The sequence below is a fragment of the Candidatus Nitrosopumilus sp. genome, from assembly GCF_029882185.1.
In the GTDB taxonomy this organism is placed as follows: Archaea; Thermoproteota; Nitrososphaeria; order Nitrososphaerales; family Nitrosopumilaceae; genus Nitrosopumilus.
The window spans coordinates 86241-106897 of record NZ_JAOULD010000001.1; the positions used below are offsets into that span (position 1 = coordinate 86241).

Annotated in this window: 33 protein-coding genes, 1 tRNA gene and 1 pseudogene; 8 read left to right on the forward strand and 27 right to left on the reverse strand. The window is 33.3% G+C overall.

The features are described from left to right. The first annotated feature begins 74 nt into the window (after nt 1-74). Together OEW78_RS00600 and OEW78_RS00605 are read left to right on the forward strand one after the other, a co-directional pair. A complete protein-coding gene (locus OEW78_RS00600; RefSeq protein WP_300322737.1) occupies nt 75-1517 on the forward strand; it encodes an amidophosphoribosyltransferase in 1443 nt (480 codons plus the stop codon). A gap of 50 nt (nt 1518-1567) precedes the next feature. Beyond that, nucleotides 1568-1846, forward strand: a complete 279-nt coding sequence (locus OEW78_RS00605) for a DUF427 domain-containing protein (protein WP_300322739.1) — start codon at nt 1568-1570, stop codon at nt 1844-1846. Nucleotides 1847-2106: 260 nt separating this feature from the next. On the opposite strand, the gene OEW78_RS00610 is transcribed toward OEW78_RS00605, so the two are convergent. Further along, nucleotides 2107-2298 (reverse strand): hypothetical protein, encoded by a 192-nt coding sequence (locus OEW78_RS00610; RefSeq protein WP_300322741.1) that lies wholly within the window; start codon nt 2296-2298, stop codon nt 2107-2109. Nucleotides 2299-2382: 84 nt separating this feature from the next. Here OEW78_RS00610 and purC point away from each other — a divergent pair, with 84 nt between their 5' ends. From purC to OEW78_RS00625, 3 genes are all read left to right on the forward strand, one after another. Continuing rightward, nucleotides 2383-3207, forward strand: coding sequence for a phosphoribosylaminoimidazolesuccinocarboxamide synthase (gene purC, locus OEW78_RS00615; RefSeq protein ID WP_300322743.1), 825 nt, complete (start codon nt 2383-2385; stop codon nt 3205-3207). A gap of 344 nt (nt 3208-3551) precedes the next feature. Continuing rightward, nucleotides 3552-4055 carry a winged helix-turn-helix domain-containing protein gene (locus tag OEW78_RS00620; RefSeq protein WP_300322745.1) on the forward strand — a complete coding sequence of 168 codons (504 nt, stop codon included), beginning with the start codon at nt 3552-3554 and terminating at the stop codon, nt 4053-4055. 146 nt (nt 4056-4201) lie between these two features. After that, nucleotides 4202-4609, forward strand: coding sequence for a PPOX class F420-dependent oxidoreductase (locus OEW78_RS00625; protein ID WP_300322747.1), 408 nt, complete (start codon nt 4202-4204; stop codon nt 4607-4609). A gap of 78 nt (nt 4610-4687) precedes the next feature. On the opposite strand, the gene OEW78_RS00630 is transcribed toward OEW78_RS00625, so the two are convergent. Together OEW78_RS00630 and OEW78_RS00635 are read right to left on the reverse strand one after the other, a co-directional pair. Then, nucleotides 4688-5023: a histone gene (locus OEW78_RS00630; protein WP_300322749.1), complete on the reverse strand. Its 336-nt coding sequence runs from the start codon at nt 5021-5023 to the stop codon at nt 4688-4690. Between the two features lie 103 nt (nt 5024-5126). Beyond that, nucleotides 5127-5610 (reverse strand): annotated as a pseudogene (locus OEW78_RS00635) (DUF4352 domain-containing protein). 178 nt (nt 5611-5788) lie between these two features. Between OEW78_RS00635 and OEW78_RS00640 the strand changes: the two are divergent. After that, entirely contained in the window at nt 5789-6028 is a 240-nt protein-coding gene (locus OEW78_RS00640; RefSeq protein ID WP_300322751.1) for a hypothetical protein, read from the forward strand. Next, nucleotides 5986-6387 carry a hypothetical protein gene (locus OEW78_RS00645; RefSeq protein WP_300322753.1) on the forward strand — a complete coding sequence of 134 codons (402 nt, stop codon included), beginning with the start codon at nt 5986-5988 and terminating at the stop codon, nt 6385-6387. Before OEW78_RS00640 ends, OEW78_RS00645 begins: the two co-directional genes overlap by 43 nt. Nucleotides 6388-7250: 863 nt before the next feature. Here OEW78_RS00645 and OEW78_RS00650 read toward each other — a convergent pair. The 24 genes from OEW78_RS00650 to psmA form a co-directional block, all read right to left on the reverse strand. Next, nucleotides 7251-7400: a hypothetical protein gene (locus OEW78_RS00650; protein ID WP_300322755.1), complete on the reverse strand. Its 150-nt coding sequence runs from the start codon at nt 7398-7400 to the stop codon at nt 7251-7253. Between the two features lie 62 nt (nt 7401-7462). Beyond that, nucleotides 7463-7912 (reverse strand): DUF2299 family protein, encoded by a 450-nt coding sequence (locus OEW78_RS00655; protein ID WP_300322757.1) that lies wholly within the window; start codon nt 7910-7912, stop codon nt 7463-7465. Between the two features lie 126 nt (nt 7913-8038). Next, the gene (locus OEW78_RS00660) at nt 8039-8266 is read right to left on the reverse strand and encodes a hypothetical protein (RefSeq protein ID WP_300322759.1); all 228 of its coding nucleotides are present in this window, start codon (nt 8264-8266) and stop codon (nt 8039-8041) included. A 21-nt stretch (nt 8267-8287) separates the two neighbouring features. Then, nucleotides 8288-8524, reverse strand: coding sequence for a hypothetical protein (locus OEW78_RS00665; RefSeq protein ID WP_300322761.1), 237 nt, complete (start codon nt 8522-8524; stop codon nt 8288-8290). A 189-nt stretch (nt 8525-8713) separates the two neighbouring features. Next, a tRNA-Asn gene (locus OEW78_RS00670) sits at nt 8714-8787 on the reverse strand. Between the two features lie 1337 nt (nt 8788-10124). Beyond that, nucleotides 10125-10412, reverse strand: coding sequence for a hypothetical protein (locus OEW78_RS00675; RefSeq protein WP_300322763.1), 288 nt, complete (start codon nt 10410-10412; stop codon nt 10125-10127). Nucleotides 10413-10428: 16 nt separating this feature from the next. After that, nucleotides 10429-10986, reverse strand: coding sequence for a 50S ribosomal protein L6 (locus OEW78_RS00680; protein WP_300322764.1), 558 nt, complete (start codon nt 10984-10986; stop codon nt 10429-10431). Next, nucleotides 10976-11368, reverse strand: coding sequence for a 30S ribosomal protein S8 (locus tag OEW78_RS00685; protein WP_014965061.1), 393 nt, complete (start codon nt 11366-11368; stop codon nt 10976-10978). The genes OEW78_RS00680 and OEW78_RS00685 overlap by 11 nt, the downstream gene beginning before the upstream one ends. A gap of 6 nt (nt 11369-11374) precedes the next feature. Beyond that, nucleotides 11375-11554 (reverse strand): 30S ribosomal protein S14, encoded by a 180-nt coding sequence (locus OEW78_RS00690; RefSeq protein WP_109875916.1) that lies wholly within the window; start codon nt 11552-11554, stop codon nt 11375-11377. Beyond that, nucleotides 11554-12075: a 50S ribosomal protein L5 gene (locus OEW78_RS00695; protein WP_300322768.1), complete on the reverse strand. Its 522-nt coding sequence runs from the start codon at nt 12073-12075 to the stop codon at nt 11554-11556. Before OEW78_RS00695 ends, OEW78_RS00690 begins: the two co-directional genes overlap by 1 nt. 4 nt (nt 12076-12079) lie before the next feature. After that, on the reverse strand, nt 12080-12796 hold the full coding sequence (locus tag OEW78_RS00700) for a 30S ribosomal protein S4e (RefSeq protein WP_300322769.1): 717 nt from the start codon (nt 12794-12796) through the stop codon (nt 12080-12082). Then, nucleotides 12796-13242 carry a 50S ribosomal protein L24 gene (gene rplX / locus OEW78_RS00705; protein ID WP_300322771.1) on the reverse strand — a complete coding sequence of 149 codons (447 nt, stop codon included), beginning with the start codon at nt 13240-13242 and terminating at the stop codon, nt 12796-12798. The genes OEW78_RS00700 and rplX overlap by 1 nt, the downstream gene beginning before the upstream one ends. A gap of 3 nt (nt 13243-13245) precedes the next feature. After that, nucleotides 13246-13668 carry a 50S ribosomal protein L14 gene (locus tag OEW78_RS00710; RefSeq protein WP_300322773.1) on the reverse strand — a complete coding sequence of 141 codons (423 nt, stop codon included), beginning with the start codon at nt 13666-13668 and terminating at the stop codon, nt 13246-13248. Next, nucleotides 13668-13991 carry a 30S ribosomal protein S17 gene (locus tag OEW78_RS00715; RefSeq protein ID WP_300322775.1) on the reverse strand — a complete coding sequence of 108 codons (324 nt, stop codon included), beginning with the start codon at nt 13989-13991 and terminating at the stop codon, nt 13668-13670. The genes OEW78_RS00710 and OEW78_RS00715 overlap by 1 nt, the downstream gene beginning before the upstream one ends. Further along, the gene (locus tag OEW78_RS00720) at nt 13988-14254 is read right to left on the reverse strand and encodes a ribonuclease P protein subunit (RefSeq protein ID WP_300322777.1); all 267 of its coding nucleotides are present in this window, start codon (nt 14252-14254) and stop codon (nt 13988-13990) included. The genes OEW78_RS00715 and OEW78_RS00720 overlap by 4 nt, the downstream gene beginning before the upstream one ends. Further along, entirely contained in the window at nt 14251-14457 is a 207-nt protein-coding gene (gene rpmC, locus OEW78_RS00725) for a 50S ribosomal protein L29 (protein ID WP_300322779.1), read from the reverse strand. The genes OEW78_RS00720 and rpmC overlap by 4 nt, the downstream gene beginning before the upstream one ends. Continuing rightward, a complete protein-coding gene (locus OEW78_RS00730) occupies nt 14454-15242 on the reverse strand; it encodes a 30S ribosomal protein S3 (RefSeq protein WP_300322781.1) in 789 nt (262 codons plus the stop codon). Before OEW78_RS00730 ends, rpmC begins: the two co-directional genes overlap by 4 nt. A gap of 2 nt (nt 15243-15244) precedes the next feature. Next, nucleotides 15245-15703, reverse strand: a complete 459-nt coding sequence (locus OEW78_RS00735; RefSeq protein ID WP_300322783.1) for a 50S ribosomal protein L22 — start codon at nt 15701-15703, stop codon at nt 15245-15247. A 5-nt stretch (nt 15704-15708) separates the two neighbouring features. Next, on the reverse strand, nt 15709-16104 hold the full coding sequence (locus OEW78_RS00740; protein ID WP_300322785.1) for a 30S ribosomal protein S19: 396 nt from the start codon (nt 16102-16104) through the stop codon (nt 15709-15711). A gap of 41 nt (nt 16105-16145) precedes the next feature. Then, nucleotides 16146-16412: a 50S ribosomal protein L23 gene (locus OEW78_RS00745; RefSeq protein WP_300322787.1), complete on the reverse strand. Its 267-nt coding sequence runs from the start codon at nt 16410-16412 to the stop codon at nt 16146-16148. Next, the gene (gene rpl4p / locus OEW78_RS00750) at nt 16409-17221 is read right to left on the reverse strand and encodes a 50S ribosomal protein L4 (protein WP_300322789.1); all 813 of its coding nucleotides are present in this window, start codon (nt 17219-17221) and stop codon (nt 16409-16411) included. The genes OEW78_RS00745 and rpl4p overlap by 4 nt, the downstream gene beginning before the upstream one ends. Beyond that, nucleotides 17221-18216 (reverse strand): 50S ribosomal protein L3, encoded by a 996-nt coding sequence (locus OEW78_RS00755; RefSeq protein ID WP_300322791.1) that lies wholly within the window; start codon nt 18214-18216, stop codon nt 17221-17223. The genes rpl4p and OEW78_RS00755 overlap by 1 nt, the downstream gene beginning before the upstream one ends. A gap of 208 nt (nt 18217-18424) precedes the next feature. Then, nucleotides 18425-19234 (reverse strand): putative RNA uridine N3 methyltransferase, encoded by an 810-nt coding sequence (locus OEW78_RS00760; protein ID WP_300322793.1) that lies wholly within the window; start codon nt 19232-19234, stop codon nt 18425-18427. A 31-nt stretch (nt 19235-19265) separates the two neighbouring features. After that, entirely contained in the window at nt 19266-20003 is a 738-nt protein-coding gene (gene psmA / locus OEW78_RS00765) for an archaeal proteasome endopeptidase complex subunit alpha (protein WP_300322795.1), read from the reverse strand. Nucleotides 20004-20137: 134 nt separating this feature from the next. Between psmA and OEW78_RS00770 the strand changes: the two genes are divergently transcribed. Beyond that, the gene (locus tag OEW78_RS00770) at nt 20138-20554 is read left to right on the forward strand and encodes a DUF371 domain-containing protein (protein WP_300322797.1); all 417 of its coding nucleotides are present in this window, start codon (nt 20138-20140) and stop codon (nt 20552-20554) included. Nucleotides 20555-20657: the final 103 nt, after the last annotated feature.

Here is a 20657-nt window from a genome sequence, read left to right on the forward strand (position 1 = left end):
TTTGATTATTCAGTGGGATTTTGTACTTTTACTGATTTTTCAATATTCTCTGAAATGCAGGAGTTTGTGTAGAGATGCCTAAAGTTAAGGAAAACTGTGGTGTTGTTGGAATTTACAGTTTAACTGGTACTAATGTGGTCCCAATGGTTTTTGATGCTTTACGTGCATTACAACACAGAGGGCAAGAGGCCTGGGGATTTGCGGTTCCTAACAAGCCTCCTTTTAAAAGAGTGGGATTGGTTTCTCATTCTTCATCTGAATTTAAAAAAATTGCTCAAGAATACTCTTCTCCTTGTGTGATTGGACATGTTAGATACTCCACAATGGGTACAAGCACTTTGGAAAATGCACAACCTTTGAAAGTAAAAGACCTATGTATTGCACACAATGGAACGATTGCCAACGCACAGGAATTATCTAATTTGGTGGGTGGGTGTTCTTTCACTCCTCAAAATGCAAGTGATACTTTGGTTGCAGCTCAACGACTGGTATCGTTAATTTCTGAAAATGGCCAAATGGGAAAAGCACTTTCTATTTTAAAAAATGAGATGGTTGGTTCTTACTGTTTTACTTTTATTTCTGATGATCATTCTGTGTTTGCTGCAAGAGATCCTAAAGGATTCCGTCCTATGGTTTTAGGATATAAAGAATCTGATGATACGTATATTGTAACTTCTGAATCTGCTGCGGTTACTGCAGTTGGTGCAAAACTCCAAAGAGATGTTGTTCCTGGAGAGTTGATCAAACTAAGTAAAAATGGCATAGAAACTGAAATATTTTCAGATGATCCTTCTCGTGCGCATTGTTCTTTTGAATTCACATATTTTGCACACCCTTCCAGCAACATGGAAGGACATAACATTTACCTTTCAAGAAAAAAAATAGGGCAATTTATGGCAAAAAAATTCCATATCGAAGATGCCGATTTAGTAATTCCAGTACCTGATTCTGCAAGACCTGCTGCATTAGGATATGCACAAGAACTTGGGGTGTCTTTTGATGAAGGATTATTAAAAGACAGATACAGTAAGAAAGGTCCGTTACGAAGTTTCATTGAACCTCATCAAAGTGACAGAGTAGAAATTAATCGCTGGATAATTCCAATTAGTGAAATAATCAAAGATAAACATGTGGTAGTAATCGATGACAGCTTGGTACGAGGTACAAGTTCTAAAGCAATTATCAAGGCTCTACGTCGTGCAGGTGCTAAAAAGATAAGCATGTTGATAACATATCCTCAAATCAACTATCCTTGTTATGCTGGAATTGACTTTCCTTCACAAGAAGAACTTGCCACGTTTACTGATGGAAAACACATGTCTGGTGATGAAATCACTGAAATGGTGAGACAAAATATTGGTGTTGACTTTTTAGGATATAATGATGCTGAAAATCTAGCAAATGCAGTTGGGATGCCAAAAGATTCAATGTGCTTTACATGTTCATCTGGAAATTATGATTCATTGGGAATAAAACCTGATTTTACTAAACGTGAGCAAATAAAAGCTAAAATTTAGAATCTCTTTTTGGAGATTTAATTAAATATAGTTTACAATGCATTCTATCTATGCAGGCAATCTGGAATGATGTAATAATTGCAGAAAGTGATGACACTGTTGAAGTTGAAGGGAATCATTATTTTCCATTTGATTCAATTAAACGGGAATATTTCAAAAAAACTGATTTGACTACGTTCTGTGGCTGGAAAGGCATGGCTAATTATTATTCAGTTGAGATCAATGGAAAAACAAACAAAGATTGTGCCTGGTACTATGCTGAACCAAATGATGCAGCTTATAAAATCAAAGGAATGGTTGCATTTTGGAATGGTGTTAAAGTAAAATAATCTAAATTAAAAAATCCTTTTTTATAATGTTGATTTTTCATAACTAAATTATGCCTATTTGTCTTGTCGAGAAATCAATGCAAAAAATATTTACACGAATGTACTTTTAAACCCTCAGAAGAATAAAAACTAGAATCACGTACTAGAAAACCTTTCTTACAATTTCTACATTTTCTTATGTCTTACAATAATAATATTAGTAATTGGATATTGTCCTCATTTAGATGATGATATATTTTATTCATGAATTTTTATTGATATCAATTTTCATCAATTTTCTTGTTGTGTTCATCCACTTCTAGGTCATATTCATCAATTTTCCTGTTCTCTTCATCTTCAAAAAGTTCAGGATTTTCTTCTTGGGCTTTTTTCATAAGTTTTTTGAATGTGTCAGGATCATCTTTTTGTAGTTCTAAGAGCACTTTTCCTATTGATTCGTCTAGATTACTCATGCTGTATTTTACCTTTAAACTCGTATATTTCTTATCAGATATACTACTAGCAGTTAAATTCTATTAAAAATTAAGCATAATTGTTTGAAGTTTCTTACAAGTGGTAAAGTAAAGGATCTTTATGATGTGGATGAATCCAGTATTCTGTTCAAATTTTCTGATAGGGTATCTGCATATGATGTAAAATTCAAACAAGATATTCCAAGAAAGGGTGAGGTTTTATGCAAATTCGCAGAATTCTGGTTCAATGAGTTGCCTATACCAAACCATTTCATCAGACGAGAATCAGACACCGAAATTCTTGTAAAAAAGATGGATATGCTTCCAATAGAATGTGTGGTCCGAGGCTATTTTTATGGCAGTTTAGTTAGTAGGTGGAAAAAAGGTAAGATTGTACTTCCTAAAGGCACTAACACCACTTTAGCTGCAAAACTTCTTGAACCGATATTTGATCCTACGACAAAATCACAACATGATGTTCCAATTAATAAAATAAAAGCATTGCAAATGAACTTGGTTACTGAAGAACAATACTGCTGGTTAGAAAAAACATCTATCGAAATTTACAGAAAAATGGCAAAGATTGCAGACAAAGCAGGATTCATTTTAGCTGATTTGAAATTGGAATTTGGATTATTGGATGGTAAAATCACACTGGGTGATTCTATTGGCCCTGATGAATATAGATTATGGCCTAAAGATTCTTTTGAAGTTGGGAAAATACAAGAAGCATATGACAAACAACTGCTACGTGATTGGTTGACTGCAAATGGATATCAAAAACATTTTGATGAACAACGTGATGCTGGCAAAGAACCAACTGCCCCCAACATTCCACAAGAAATCATATCCAAGATGACTCAACGCTATGTTATAGCATATGAGAAATTGACTGGACATTCACTGTAATTATATCACCTGTTATTATTGACTAAAAGTCAACCTTCAACTCAAATTTGATTTTCAATCATATCTGAAATGCCGTCTTGGAAGGTGATGTGGTGACATTGTTTTCCTGATTTGCCTTTTTTCATATTTTTTAAAATTTTTGAAACCGTTACAATAATTTCTTAACCTATACTATAATTATTATAGTGCTACCAATAATATTGGATATGCTACTATAATTATTATAATAGTAATCTAAAATATTGTACCGGTACAATGATTGTTAAAGTAAACAAAAATTGATGCGATTAGACAAAAAAATATGATACAAGGATCTTTTAGATCGGTTTGAAAGGTAATCCTATATGTCAACTCTACTAGAAAAACAAATCAAAGTTAATCGTATCGTTACAACTAGCCCTGAACATGCACGTGCAATTGAAGACCCTGCACGAGCAAAAATTGTGGAAATTCTATATCATCAAGCATTATCTGCTGATCAGATTTCAACTGCTCTAAAAAAGACCGGATATAAAAAAGCATTAACCACTGTACGTCATCATTTAGAAATTCTAAAAACATCTGGATTAATTGAAATTGCAAGGATTGAAGAGTCTCGTGGAGCTATAACAAAATTCTATAGTACTTCCACCAAATTGTTGGATTTTCAGACCCCTGAAGATTTTGATTCAACATACTCAAAAATCATCAACAATACGTCTGAAAAAATTGAAAAAATACTCAAGGGATTGACTCCAAAGACAACAAAATCCAAAGGTAAGAAATCAGAAGAATATTCACAATACTTGGTAATGGAGATCATGAATAGAGCAGTAACAAATGTTCTTGAAAAATCAAACAAAAAATAATCTTGAAATTAAACTTACTGTAGTTTGATACTGATCAGAAATTACTTTGTAATTTATTTTACAAGTTGCAAAAAAGAGAGCAAAAATTTTTTTTTTGCTTTATGTTTTCCAAAACTATTATCTATTGTATAAAGTAATGAAAACTAATGAATGCTAAAGTTATAAAGTTATTTTCAGAAAAAAATTTGGTCTTTGTTGCAACCGTCATGAAAGATGGAGCACCTCAGGTTTCTCCTGTATGGGCAAGTTATGAGGATGGGTATGTTCTTGTGAATACTGCTGAAGGAAGAATAAAACACAAAAATGTTCTACGTGATTCTAGAGTTGCAGTGTCTGTTGTATCCAAAGATAATCCTCTTGACATGACAACAATTCGTGGAACTGTGGAAGAATTAATTCCAGATTATGATTACAAACATGCAGACAAATTAACACAGCAATACATGGGACGAAAACATTATCCTTTCAAACGTGATGATGAAAAAAGAATTATCTTGAAAATAAAACCAATCAAAGTTTTTGTTTTACCTGAATTAAAAATGTCAGAGTATTAATTTAGAATATTTCTAAATTCGAATTTAGAAATATAATACATTCAGTAGGAGAAATATAAAAAAGATAGCATAGACAGCTTAACGTCGACGTTTAACTGCCTTTCTCTTTGGAGCTGCTTTTCGTTTAGCTGCAGTTTTTCTCTGTGGAGCTGCTTTTCGTTTAGCTGCAGTTTTTCTCTTTGGAGCTGCTTTTCGTTTAGCTGCAGTTTTTCTCTTTGGAGCTGCTTTTCGTTTAGCTGCAGTTTTTCTCTTTGGAGCTGCATTTACTGCATTCTTCCTTCGAGTTGCTGCTGCTTTTCTTTTACGTGCTGCTGCGGCTTTTAATGCTTCAGCTGCTGCTTTAACAGCATTTCTCTTTCGAGTTCTTGCGGCTTTTTTAGCTGCTTCGGCTCTTTTGGCTTTAGATACTACCATACATTTTTGCAAAAATCATCTATGTTATATGGTTAAAGTCATACATTACTATGCTGTATATAGAAAAATTTGACAAATTTTTTGTTTTTTTTGAATTTTACGATCAGCAATTTGTAATACAAATCAAAGCTGTATCTACAGTTGATTGATCTTTTTGTGGGCGAATAATTATTTTGTATTATTTTTCTTTATCAAATGGAATATCAAACTGTGTTGTTTTCTCAATTGCTTGATCGGATTCTAACCCTTCTAAAAGTAAGTCTTTTGATGAAAATTCACCATATACTGCTTCATGTTTTTGTCCTTTTTCATCAACAATGTACAATTATCCTCCTGAAAAGAGTGTTTTTTCATCCCCAATGTTTTTTGCAATGATTCCAATCATTACAAACGTGTTTTCTGGTGAAACATCTTTACTGCTTCATGTGTTCCTTCAAAAATCACGATGTATTCAATAGGTCCAACAATAATTTTTTCTCCAACTGCTGACTCTATGAAATTAGTTGTATATTGTGTATGCATTATCATTGCAAGTTCCCCATTGAAGATATAATTGCACCAATCACAATTACTACTAATCCTGCCATGAATCATCTAAAATTTTTTGGTATATGCTTGAAACGCCCTTTTTTTGGGTTTATTTGATCGGAACACTTTGGTTTTTGAGTTAATCTTTGTTGTTTTTCTAAAAATTAAACAAATAACGTTTACATAACTTTATACTTTTCAGATATTCTTTTATTGTATTGTTTGGGATTTGTACCAATGAATACAAAAACAATCTTGGGAATTTCTATTGCTGCCGTCTTTGCCATTACTATGACAATGACTTCTGCAATGGCAGACATTCCAGGTTCTTTAACGGTGACTAGTGCAGGACAAAATGAAGGCACTTTCTTTATGGATTTAGTAGATCCTGTCAAAGAATTTAATTCTAAAAAAGCACCTGATTTAGTAACATTTTGGGATGGTCAATCCCAACAAAGGGTAATGGTGAAACATTAAGAGTTGCTGCAATTACATTGCATCATAACATTAATGATCAAGCCGCATTTGATCCAATATTTTGTCCTGATGACAAAAGCCCTCAATGTAAATCCATAAAATCTAGTCCGGTTCAAAGTTTCCATCCTCACTATGCTGAATTTACAGCATTGAATGTTATTGATGGAACTACACAACTATGTGTTACAAACTTGGAAAGTCCAAAACTTGACTTTAGAGTACATAATCAAGAAACAATCACTCTTGAAGATGAATCCAATACTCATACAGGATTTTATGCAACAGGAACTATTGGTGCAATTGAAGGTTGCCCAGTTGGTTTAGGAATTACGTCTGTAGTTTCTACAAACTTATCCTAGAACTTCATATTTTCTTTATTTTTTTACTAATTTAGAGGGGTTTAGCTTTTACGCATAACTCTAAAAGATCATACGTGTTTAGCTGGGGTACCTTGGTGGAATTAGGGTTGGATGTTGTATCTAGGCACAAGTGTTCAACCCCCCACTAAAACGCCTAATTTTGAAAATTTTACATTATGACTAAACTATGTATTTTTCAGGGGGGGTTTAACGCCTAGGCTTGATTTTATAAAAATAGTTATTTTACATAGTTTTCTGAAATCATGGTAATTCCTTCTAAAATTTGTGAAAAAATAGATGTAAACAATCTAAATTGATCAAATACATTATTAGTTGATTCAAATGATTCGTTGATTGCTGTCTCGCTAATCTGGAAAGGATGTTTTTATCATGTTTTATTTTGATTAAATTTTGATTTTACTGGTTACTTGTGCATTTGGACACATATTTGAGATGAAATAAGGGGGAGTTTTAGAAGAAATATTTGCACAAAACCTCTTTTATGGTTTTTATGATTTGAGAATCCTATACATCTATTTTTACTGTGATATGCTATGATGTTGGTAAAATAATGATGTGTCCTAAAATTGCACATTTTAGGAGTCATTTCAATTCTTTCTGGACTGTTTTTACAATATAGTGCACTGCCAAGGCAATCCCTATCATTTTGAACAAATTACTCATTTGATTGGACCTCCATACTCTCATAGGTTTCAAGAATCTCGTCTATCATATTGAGAATGTTCAATTCTGAATTGCCTCCCACTTCATAGTCGTATTTTCAAGTTGTATTTTGCTGACATTGATGCTTACATTGATCTCAAAATTTTTTGTTGCATGTCTGAACAAAACGTTGAAAGCATTCATTTTATGAACACCACCAATGTTGCAATAACTGTCAAAACAAAAACCTTGTTCTTTGAAGCCTTGAATTTGAGAATTAGGCCTTCTTTGAAACCTGTTTTTGGTTTACATGTTGTTGTGTATTTTGTTGTAAATCTTGTTGTTTTCATATTGTTTGATGGCAAATTTATAATAAAAAAGCCGCGTAGAACTGATAAATCGTCTATTTTTTCTAAAACGTTTTCAACAAAAATCTTGCTGTTTTATCATATTTTTCAGAAACACTATCTATAGCTTCAAGCATTGTTTGTTGATTGATGTTTTCTTTGTCATCCAGAACCACATAAACTCCGACTTTTTGTTTTCCATCTTCTGTGATGAATTTGTTTATTGCCTGTATTGAATAACAAAAATCTGATACTTTTTTCTCAAATTTTTCTTTTTCTTCAGGACTAAATCCCAAATATCTTGCAATTTGATTATTCTTCATTACCACTTTAGATCCTATTACCAGAATCCCTGCCTGTCCTTTTGGCTCAAACACTTCTACTGGAATTCCGTACTGCCCTGCGTGTTTAACAAGAATTTGAAAGTTATTTTCAGGATTTTTCACTTCTTCAAAAGCCAATCCTTCATGAATTACCCATCTCTCAACATTATCTCGCATTCTAGATACACTCATAAAAAATATCTAAAACTAGTTCTATATGATTCTAAATCTAATGATTACATGAATAAATTTAGAATATTTCTAAATTCGAGTTTAGAAATAATGATTATCTGTACATGAAAAACAAGAAAACTACCGTTAAATATTCACATTGAAACCTGAATCTAATCCTGGAATGGATGCTGCAATCAAGACGTTCAATATGATTCCGAAGATCATAAACGCAATTCCTAGGTACAAACAATTTCTTGCTTTGCGAGGATCATCTTGACGTAAAACAAAGAATGCGATAATTCCTCCAATTATTCCTAAAAATATTGGCAACAAAAACCATACATTACTTCTTAATTTTTCCGGATAAGTCATAGTTGCACCCTTATTTTGCCATTATTGCTTTTTTTGTAATTGTGTAATTTCAATTTCAACTGTCTCTAAAGGATCCTCTACTTGATTGCGTCTAATTGAAAACATCTTTGGTTTTTCAAAGTCATCTGTGCAATCCGGACATGCATAGACTAGTACTCGGTGTTCGTTTGGTGCTTTTGGATTTGATAATCTCGGATAATACACTAATCTGGCCCCACAATCTACACAATATCTGTTGGCCCTTCTAGTTCTGACCAATGTAACCCTCCTGCATTATTCTTAATGTGCGATCATCTATTAGATCTATGTTGTCTAATAGAATAAACCAATTGCTAACAACCGATCAATATTTCTAAATTCGAATTTAGAAATATAATTATTTTTACGCCTTGATATGTTACATCTATGCAAATAGAATGTTTCAAAACCCGAGTTTAGAAATAAGGGCGCCTCCCACCAGACTTGAACTGGTGACCAACCGGTTAACAGCCGGTTGCTCTACCACGCTGAGCTAGGGAGGCACAAGATAAGACCTTGCCAAAAGTGATTTAATCTTTGCGAAACCACCTCAAACTCAAATTTACAGCAAAACACCTAATTTGAGAAAACCTGAAATTTGTATTGATTAATTGTCATGACCCTATTTTTATAATTTATTTTAAAATGTAATTTAGATCGAATTTAGGCTAAACAACGTACTATGGTTTTTACATCCTTTTTTTCCACAATTTTTACATTTGTAATAATCTTGAATGTTGTATCCTTTCATTGGAAAAAAAGCCAGTCATGATTGTTTATCTTACACAGTTCAGATTTTCTTAGCTCTTTGATTGCTTTTATTGCATAACTTAATGAGAATCTGCCATTGTTCAAAAAAGAATTAATTGGGTTTCGGTTCTTTTTCACAAATTATTAATTCTAACAAGAATAGTATAAACTTCAACATGAAATTTTTTTAACTTTGTGTTAATGATTAATATCGTATTTATGGATCTGATGTAAAAGCGATCTAATATGTGCATTATCATCGTTTGATTTTATGTTTAATTTCTTACTAATCTAATAATCATTTACAATTGATCGTGAGTAATTAACAACTGTCAGTAGATCTAATAATAACAAATGTACCGCTTTGATCTATATCTTGAAATATTTGTTTGAAATTATTTCTGAATTAACAATATCTTATTTCTTTGAGAAGGATTAAGTATCAAACGATATCTATCTTTCCGTATGGAAATACCAGACGATCTAATCCATGCCAATTTTTTCTTTGTTGATATTATTGGTTTATCTGATCCTTTTCTTTCTACTGAATCTCAACGAAATAAGATAAGCATACTGTATGAGTATATTAAAAACTGTAGTGTTTTTCAAAAAACATCCTGTGATGAAAAACTTATTTTGCCAACAGGAGATGCGTTGCAATTGGATTCTTGCATGGGGTGGAAAACCCTCTTAAACTTGCTAGCGAACTTCAACAAAAATTAAAAAAATATAATGAAAATGTCATCTATACTGAAAAATTTTTTTGTGAGAATCGGATGTAATATGGGGGAGGTATTTTTAATTCGTGATGTCGTAGAAAAAACTAATCTTTGGAGCCCTGGTATTTCGATACAGTATATTGGGAATTCCATGGTTGTTGTTAGCTACTGGAATTACGATCTTCACAGTTGCTGATGTGTGGTACTATTATCTTGAACTCTTTGAACTGTATGATGGGATCCATCCTGTGAATGCTCTTTGGAATTTTGCATTCATGATCATCGTTTACGCTTTATACAAACATAAAAAAATACTCTGATCTATAATTTCTGCAATCTCTTTCTGTTCTTGAGTTTATTTTGGTATTGTTTTAGTTGAATTTCACAAAAAACTCTTTGATTTCTTTTGCATGACTCTCAACTAATTCTATGATCTCTAAATGCTCATCGGCTGTAGGTTCTCTTTTGTGAACAATTTGAAATGCACTAAGTGCGGAACCAACCATCTCTCCAACAAAAAAACCACACAAAAAGTCCCCAATATTGCCACATTCCCATGTTTCTCCAATCCTTGGAGATGCTCCTGCTGATTTGTATAATTCTAATGTTTGTTGGATTAAATTCGTAGTTTGTTTTGAAAATTCAGGATCTAGAGTCATTGACTAAATTAGAATTTTATTTTTCTATGCCTTTATTTTTTTCAAACGAGTAGATACCATCTAGGAAAACTCTATGATCTTTATTCTTTACTTTAGATTTTAGTTCAATGTTTGCTGCAGTTTGAGTAATGTCTGTCCATACTTCTCCTGTGAGTATTACGTCTTCTCCTTTAGGAATTACTTTGGTGTTGCCTACAATATATGTAATTCTTGGTGCACGTTCTCCTTGAAAGTTTTCAATCATGATTTTTTTACCTTCCACTTTTACAGTAATTGGAAAGTGTGAAAATACAACTTTCATTTTAATTGTGTATCCTGTTATTAGACCTTCACAAATGTTTCTGATAATTGATCTTGCAGTATGTAAAATTGCATAATCTTTTTTCTTTTGGTTAATTGCGGTAAGTAGAACTTTTCCATCATTTACTTCTATGTTGATTGGTATGCTTCTGAAACTCTTGTGTGTTTTTCCTAATGGTCCTACAAAGGACACCATGTGTTTGTTTACTGTAACTGTTACGCCTTCAGGAATATCTACCTGGTCTTTGAATTCTTCAATTTGTTTAGTAGACATATCCTATCAAAAATCCTCCTATCCCTTTTTGTGATGCTTCATGATGGGACATTACTCCTTGATTTGTAGTAACAAGAAGCATTCCTCTGTCATATGCAGGCAAATATTGCTGCTCCCAATTATTATATTCATCGTTTTTAACTTTGAATCTTGGGGATATAGCACCGCATTTGTTAATTTTTGCTAATAGTTTTATTTTGAATTTACCTCCTCTCTTATCATCAATATGTTCAAATTCTCCAATATAACCATCTTTCTGAAGTGTTTTCAGGACTTCAATTCCTAACTTTGATGTTGGAAGAATAACACAGTCAGATTTTCTTCTGGCTTCATTATTGTAAAGCGTGACAAATAGATTTGCTAATATGTTTGTTGCCGGCATATTATCTCACTTGTTTTTCCTGAACCCTAAAGATGTTGCGACTTCTCTGAAGCATCGTCTGCATAGCATTAAATCATATTTCTGAATAACTGCGGTATAATCCCCACATCTTTTACACCATCTGGAACCTCTACCAAAGTCATGTTTTTTTCTACCTGTTGTTTCGTAAGATCTATCTTTTGCCATTATGTTACGGTCACTCCAAACTCTTTTGCTAGATAATCTTTTGCTTCTTGACTTTTAATAACATGAGTTTTACCTACTCTTGCTTTGTGCTTACTTCTAGTTCTAATTCCATACCCTGGCCTAGTCAATGTAATTGAAATTCCAAGACCTAAAATTCCTATTTGTGGATCATACTTTACATCTGGTATGTCTATGTGTTCATTAATTCCAAATGAGAAATTGCCAAAATTATCAAATGATCTTCCATTTATTGTGTTTCCTTTAGCTTCAAGCAATCTTTTCAATAATGCTACTGCATCATCTCCTCTGATTGTAACTGCTACTCCAATCGGTTCTCCTTTCCTAACTCCCCAATCTCTGTATGCTGCTTTTGCATTTCGTGTAGAAGGTTTCTTTCCAGAAATTTGCTCTAACGCTTTTTGTGCAATATTAATAACATCACCTGATTTACCAAGACCCATATTCAATACAACTTTCTCTAAAGAGATTTTCTTCATTGGGGATTCTGTTACTTGAGACATATGATCACTTTAATTGAATTATTGGCTCCTCTTTTCCAATTGGCATAATGATGTCTGCAGGTATTTCGATTTTTCTATCTTCTAATGCTAAGATAACTCTTTTTGGTAGAATGAATGTTCCTTCTTCAATGGTTTCAATTTTTCCTATTCTACCTGCGTTATTTCCTTTTGTCACTAAGCCTTGACAACCTGTTTCCAATTTGATTATTTCAAGAATTTTTTGATCTGGAATTTGTATTAGACAAGTATCGCCTATGTTTACTTTGGCATCTGATAATGTTGAACGACCATCATGAAATCCAATTTGTAATTTACCTTTGTTAATTGTTGTTTTGCTTGTAACTCTAACAAGTTTTTTAGATTTCTCTGATTCGTTTATTTTAATTGGTTTTAGTAATTTGTCTTCTGTTGGAACAAGACGATAAATATCTTTAACATCTTGTAATTCTACCACATCCATTAAACCAATTGCATGATGAAGTGATTTTCTTACCACTCCGTCAATCTTTACTCTACCAGAATAAATTGCAGATTTTGCTTCTCTCAAACTTGTGACAATATTCAATGTGTCTCTAAGAAATACTGCTGTTGGAACTGAATGATTCTTTTTATGTGGACCTGGCTTTACTGTGATTACAAATCTCTTGTCTTTTCTAGCAATTCCCCAAAACTGTGGGGCCATTTGACGTTTGAGTTTTTTACTACCTGATATGCTTACCATTATTCTTTATCTCCTTCTTTTTTGGTCTTGTCTGTTCCTTTTGTTTCTTTAGGGGCTTCTTTGGATGACTTAGATCCTGTTTTTGCTTGTTTTTGTGGTTCTTTTCCTTCTAATTTTGAAATTCTCCATTTATCTTCACTGTTAAGTGAAGTAACCACTAGATTGGATGTGTGAATATATACATCAAATTTGTCTCCTTTAGTTTTTTCTTTCTTAACTCCTTCAATTGCCACACTGCTTTTTTCTACAGATATGTTTGAGACTTTGCCATCTACTCCTTTGAATTCCCCTCTAAGTATAGTGACACTATCACCTTCTACGACTCTAACACTTCTTTTTCCATATTTTTTATGAAGATCTTTAGAAAGTGCACTTCCAAGTTGTTTATTTTTAGTTTGGAATGTTGCTTGGTAAATCATCTGATTACGCATTTTAGTTGGTTTCATTTTTTATACCACCATTGATGCCAAGTTAGCTACTCTTGGCCATTTCTCTGAAGCTTCTGCTGCTACTGGTCCTTTGATGTCTGTTCCTTTTGTTTCTCCTTCTGGAGTAATAAGTACTGCTGCATTATCTTCAAAACAAACTCTTACACCATTTAATCTACGTACTGCATATTTTTGTCTAATTATCACTGCACCATAAACTTGCTTTCTTAGTTCTGCAGGACCTTTTTTTACTACAACATTACAAAAATCACCAACAGATGCTGATGCGAGTCTTGATGATCTAGTATGATGTCTTGGAACATTGATGACTTCTAAAGTTTTAGCGCCTGAATTATCTGCACATACAATATTTGCTCCAATTGGAATTGCCTTAGTTACATATGGTCTAAATTCTTCTACTCCTTTACCTGCTTGCTTTGCCATTATGCTTTAACCTCCACAACAACATAGGATACTGATTTTGAAATTGGTCTACACTCTGCAGTCAATACATGATCTCCTGTTTCAACATCAATGCACCCTGGAACATGTGCATGAATCGTACTTGTTCCTCTTGCATATCTCTTAAATTTACTAAAGTAAAGTGGTGCATCTTTTTGTAAAGTAATGGTTTGTTTTGCTTTACTTCCAGTTACTTTACCCTCAAACAATTTGCCTCTTACTGATAAACCTCCGTGAAATGGACAGTGTTTGTCTGTACATTCTCTTGTTGGCTCTTTTACTTTAATTCCTATATTTTGAGTCATGCTTTTCCTCCAATTCTGTCAAATGGTCTTTTTGCAATTTTTGAACCTTCAACAACAATTCCTTTTCCACCAATTGTGAATTTCCAACTGTTGGCAGATTTTGCTATTGACTTTACACCCTTTTCTGTATTTATTGCAAACATTGATTTTGTTTCATTAATGATTCTTCCATTTAATCCTACTACTTGAGGGTTAGTTGATTTTGTTATTTCTATATCTAATCCAATAAATTCATGTGAAACTATGTTATCTGCAGTAATCATTTCTCTCTCCTCATCTCGTTTAATCTTGTTAGCATTCTTGCAATATCATGACGTAGTGGTTTTAGTTTGCCACTTTCTTTTCTTAATGTTCCTTTAGATGCATCAATTCTTAATTTGGCAAGTTCGGTACGTGTTTCTTGAACTTTGCTTTTAAGATCTTTTTCATTTAATTGCTTAATTGTTTTCATGCTTAGTCTGGTCATTTCATTTTAGCCTCCTCTTCTTCCATCGTCTCAAGTTCTTCCATTTTCTTTGCTTCTAGTGCAATTCTTTCGGATTCTGATCTTGCTTTATCTAATTTACCTTTAGCTTTAACAACTTCAACTTTAGCTCCTTCCACATCAATTTCTTCAATTTTTATTTTATCTGCTTTTGCTTGTCTTTCTTTTCTTGATTTTTCTGTTCTCATCTCAAATTCTGGAATGAGTCTTTCTTTTCTTGCGATTCTAATTCTAATTCCAATTAATCCCATTGCTGTTTGTACATGTGCAATATCTTCATCCACTACAATTTCTGCGTGATGTCCTGCTCTTGGTAAAATTCCTTGAGTGTGTTTTTCAAATGCTGAACGGTCACCTCTAAGTTTACCAGAAATTGTAATTTGAACTCCCATCGCTCCTCCTTCCATAATTTGCTTTAATGTCCACATGGTTGCTCTTCTAAATGCAGTTCCTCTTTCTAGATGTGATGCCATTCTGTTGCACATTACACTTGGTGCAAGTTCTGGTTTTTCAATCTCAACTACTGAAATTTGGGGATTCTTTAATCCAAAGTCTGTAGCAAGTTTATCCGTTAATGATCTAATTCCGGAACCTTTTCTACCGATGACAATTCCTGGTCTTGTTACATGTAATGCAACTCTTGTTCCTACGGGTGTTTTTGATATTTCTGCATGTGAGAAACCTGCGTCTTTAATTGCCTCTCTAAGATAATCTTTGAGTAGCATCATGTTATAGTTGTCTTTGATTACATTTTTTACTGCAGACATTTCTAAATCTCCTTTGCCACCAATTCTACGTGAGTTAATACATTGTTCTTTGGAGTTGCTCTTCCCATTGCTCTTGGGATGAATCTTTTCACAATTACTCCTTTATGGACAGTTGCATTTACAATTCGTAATCTATCTAAATCCATTCCTTTGTATTCTGCATTTGATTCTAAATTATCTAAAACTTTGATAAACTCTTTTGCTGTTTTCTGTGGATAACGTCCTGACATTACACCTGGGTCTGGTCTATGTCCTACTTGATTTTTATATCTTCTAAATGGAACTGCTCTTTTCTCTTCAATAACTGCAATAAGATAATCTCTTGCTTTCTCAATTGATAGACCTCTAATTGACACTGCAACTTCACGTGCATGTTTGTGTGAGATGTCTTTCTCTCTTAATGAAGAACGAACATGTCTCGTTGGATCATAATTTTGGAAAGCGTAATTGAATCTACCCATAATAATCACTTTAGCGGTACGTAGAGACTGGATCTTGATGCACCAACACCTGGGGCACCGTGTGAAACTCTCTTGTTTGTTATTACATATTCTCCCAAGTAATGTCCAATCATCTCTGTTGTCATTGCAACTGGTTGGAATTCTTTTCCTGAAAATACATTTACTGTAACACCTACCATGTATGGTAGAACAATCAAATCTCGAACATGAGTTTTGATTGGATTTTTTAATTTTCCTGCTTTTGCAGATTTTATTTCTTCAATTAGTTTTCTTTTTCCGTCTGTAATCCCTCTAGTCAATGATCGTCTTTGTCTTGAATTAAATAATAAGAATAATTTTTCTAATGATAAATTATCTAGTTCCTCTTTTGGAATGCCTCTGTATAAAAATTCTTTAACCATTTCTTATTTCCTCTGTTAGTCTTCGAGTTTTATGGTCCATATTATAGCATTCCTATCTTTGTTGCCAGGTCTCTAGCTTTTTCGGTGTTTTCAAATTGAACAAAAGCTTTTTTGCCATAAATTGTTCTTGCAGTGTTCACTTTTTTGACATTTTCTTTGTAAAGTGTTTTTACTGCTTCTGAAATTTCTGATTTATTAGCTGATCTCTCTACTATGAAGCAAATTTTACTCTCATTTTCAACCATTGCAAAGGTTTTTTCTGTAATGTATGGCTTGATGATAATTTTCATTGCTTGATCTACATTCATTGTGTTTTCACCATTACTTCTAGATGTGTTGATTTAATTTTTCCAATCTCTTCTATTGCTGATTTGGAATATACTGTTAATCTAATAGGATCAGAACCTGGAGCTAAATCTAAAACACTGAGTTCTTTCACATTTCTTACTTCTACTCCTGGCAATGAACCTGTTGCTTTTGATAAATTAGAAGAATCTGCAGTTACAAACAATACACTTTTTCCTGTTTTTTTACTTCTTCCTCTAAGTCTGGATTGTCCAGAACGTGGTTTTCGTGCGTTTAGTCTTTTAACATCTTGTGATAATTTCAATGAGTCCATCACTTTAGTGATTTCATTTGTTTTTGAAATGGATTCTATGTCATCTGAAACTATAATTGGAAATGATTCAATGCCTTCTATTTTATGACCTCTTAATTCTACAAGATTTTTTGATGCAGTTGCTGCAATAGCAGAACATAGAGCTAGTTTATTCTCTTTTTTGTTCAATTTCTTGTAAATTACTTTCTCAACAATTGGTGGGTGTGCTTGTCTTCCTCCTCTTGTAGATGCTACCTCGGCTCCTTGTCCTTGTCTTCCACCACCACCACCTTGCATTCTTGCTACACGAGATACCCCTTGCCCCGTTGGAGGATCGTTAGAATCTGCAACTACATCCATACCTGCCATTGGCTTTCTTCCCTGTCTTTGGAATTTGTGTGATGTCAAGTTTGTGAAAGCTTTGTGGATTAATTCTCTTCTAAATGGTGTTGAGAAAATTATTGGTAATTCTATTTCACTATCTTTTGTTCCTGTGGTTGTGTATGTTGTTATTTTCATTATATTACAACCTCCAAAATGTTTGGTCTAGTAATCTTAACTGGTGCATTTCTGATCTGTGTTCTTAGTTTAATCAATCTCTTGTAAGTTCCTGGAACAGAACCTTTTAGAATAATGAAATCTCCTTTAACCAAACCAAAGTGTTTGTATCCGCCATCTGGATTAATTTTTATTTTATCTGATTCTGTATTGCCCATAATCATAATTCTCTTATCATATTCTACCCTTTGATGAAATCCTGTTTGACCTGCTCTTGGAACTGTATACATGACACTTTGTGGTGAAATTGGACCTAATGAACCAACTTCTCTTACTGTTTTTCTTGATTTGTGTTGTTTCTTCTTAACATTCCATCTTCTCATAACTCCTTGCCATCCATGACCTTTTGTAATTGCTGCAACATCTACAGTTGCACCCGTTTCAAAAATTTCTTCAATTTTGATTTCTTTTCCTAATGATTCTTTGACATGTGCAAATTGTTTTTCAATATCTCCTCCACTTACCATTGCTTCAAAAATATATGGTTTTTTCATTTCTAATCCTGCGTCTCTTGGAGAAACTGCTACAATTGCATAAATCTCTTTGATTTTTCTTAATCTTGATTCTGCATTCTCAATTGATCCTGCTGTATTTTTAATTGTAATTTCTTTTGCAATGTTTTTTGGAATATCTTCTGCATAGACATCAAACTCTGCATGTTTGCCATCATGATCTTTTGAATAACCTCTGATTCCTAAAATTAAAACTGGTGGTGTAACTAATACTGTTCCTAAACTTACTAATTGTTTTCCTGCATTGGGAACTTTATCACGATCATCAATGCTTACAATCTGAACACATCCTGCTTTGAATCCACAATGTGCTAAAATTTTTGGTTCATTTGTTGCTGAAAGTTTTGGCCAAGCTCGAATTCTTGCTTCCATGCTTTTTGCACGAACTCTAGGTGAATATGCAAGACTGCCTCTACGTGGTTGATGTCTTTTACGAGCTCCCATGATTAAATCGAATCATCGAAACCCCTCTATTAAACCATGTGAGATATCGTTAACCACTAAAAAAAATTAGGTTAACCAACTGTACCTAGTTTGTCATGGAAAAAATACATCTGAAATGGAATTCCAAATTGTATATCCTCCAATAATTACACCTATGACCCCAAATCCTATTGCCAATAACAAGAAATTTTTTCTTTCCGTCATGTTGTTACTGTCTATGAGCATTAATAATTGCCAGAGTTCCAAGAAGTGCTTCTTCTAGACGTACTGTTTCAGTAGCTTGATTTGGAAAAAAGTTTAATGATTTTGCATTTTGTACTTTGTTCATCCTCCCACCTATGATCTCATGTATCCCTTTTTCTGGAGATCCAAACACGACTAGAGTTGGCTCATCTGATTTTGTATATTTTGTTAGTTGTTCACTTGATACGGGCTTTCCCTTTCTTGATGTCAAAATTATATTTCCTTTCCATTCTGATAATATCGAAAACAAGTTTGCTCTTTCTTTTACTGAATATCCCCAATATGTTGGAATTTCACTTTTGTCGATATCTTTGATTGATAATTTAGGATATCCTTCTTTGAATCTAACTGTAACTCTTTTCCCAGTAGTTGTATTCCCATAATATTGAATTAATTGGTTAATTCCAACATCTACAAATTTTTTTCCTTTCACACTAACTACAATTCCTTCTCTGATGTCTCCTGTTTTGATTTTTTTAGAATTCACTGGTGTAACATGGCTAGGAATTCTTAATGGGTGTAATACTCCTGCAAATTTTAGATCATTCATTTTAGGGAATAATCGTCTTCTCAAAAATTGCGGTGTTTCTAAATATTTCAGAATCATTACCATCAGACCTCCTTCTGATTTATTGTTACCTTCTTGATAGATGTATATTGTATCCACTTTAAAAATTGCACACGCTCTTGCTAATACTGAAATTTTTCTGGTCTTGTCAATTTTCAAAGATTCGTCTGATAATGCAGACTGGGGAATTGCAACAGATAATTTCAATGTAATTTAATCTCACAGGTATTATGAATAATTATTTTTGTTCGTGTGGATATTTCTCTTTGGCAACATTGGCGTATTTTGTAATCTGCTCTTCTGAAACCAATTCATACAATCCAGTTTCTTTTTTGATATGTGCCATCCTGATATGACTTGTTCCATCTTTATCTTCACTTGAAAGATAAATTCCTGCAGAAGCTAATGCTGAAGCATCATCAAGTGAAAGATCTTCCTTGTATGTTTTTTCTAAAAAGTCAGTTACTTGATCAGACCCAGAACCAATTGCTATTGCATCATATGAGATGTATGTTCCACTAGGATCAGTTAGATACAATTGAGGTGTATTGTTTACTACGCCTCCAAGAATCAATGCAACACCATAAGGTCTTACACCTGCATACTGTGTATATTGTTGACATTGATCAGCTAAATGTTTAGCTATTGTTTCGACTTCTACAGGTTCATCGTAAATCATTTTATTACTCTGTGAAAAGAATCTTGCATTATCTACTTGACTTCTTGCATCTGGGATATATCCTGCAGCTGCAACTCCTACATGATCATCAATTTGAAAAATCTTTTGAGCTGTATCTGAAATTTGTAATTTTCTAGGTTTCTCTTCAACTGCAATTATAATTCCATCTTTACATTTTATTCCAACAGCTATTGTTCCTCTTCTTACTGTTTCAATGGCGTATTCTACTTGGTATAATCTGCCGTCTGGTGAGAATACGGTAATAGCTCTGTCGTAACCTTGTTGTGCAGGAAGCATTTGATTGCAATGCTTTGATTATTCAATTTAAACCATGCCCACAATTCAGAACCTTTGTTGCTTTGATCGGAGCCTATGTAGATGATTCGATTTCAAATCAAACCTTAATTTGAAACTGAATTTCTTACTGATTTATGAAATTTGAAATTGAATTTTCTGGACATGAAAACATTCGTTCTAATCATCAAAAAACTATAGAAATCACAAAAGACTCTCATTTGACTCCTAGAGGTGATTGTATAATTGGTGTAAATGCAAAGTCTAGCTGTGCGGATTTACCTGAAGAACTGAAAAATAAACTCAAAAACCCTGAATCTAAAGTAATTTTTTCAATCAAAGCAGGTAATGATGACTTTGTTGTCGAAGGAAAAGGACACCCTGATCTTATTTTAACTCATACTGAAGACATTGTTATTAGAAAAAGTGATTTTATTTGTCCAAGAACTCTTGCTATAGAATGTGACAAGGCATCAGACCTGTTACCTCGTAATATGGTGACTCAATTACAAGATCCAAAAACTATTGGCATTTTTACCATTATTATTGAATAACACTGTCACAATTTTATAGGTAATTCAACTTGATAATGACATGGGTCGCAAAACCAATTTCTTTCTGCTAGTTCCATTGGCAACTTTTGCTGCAATTATTCTT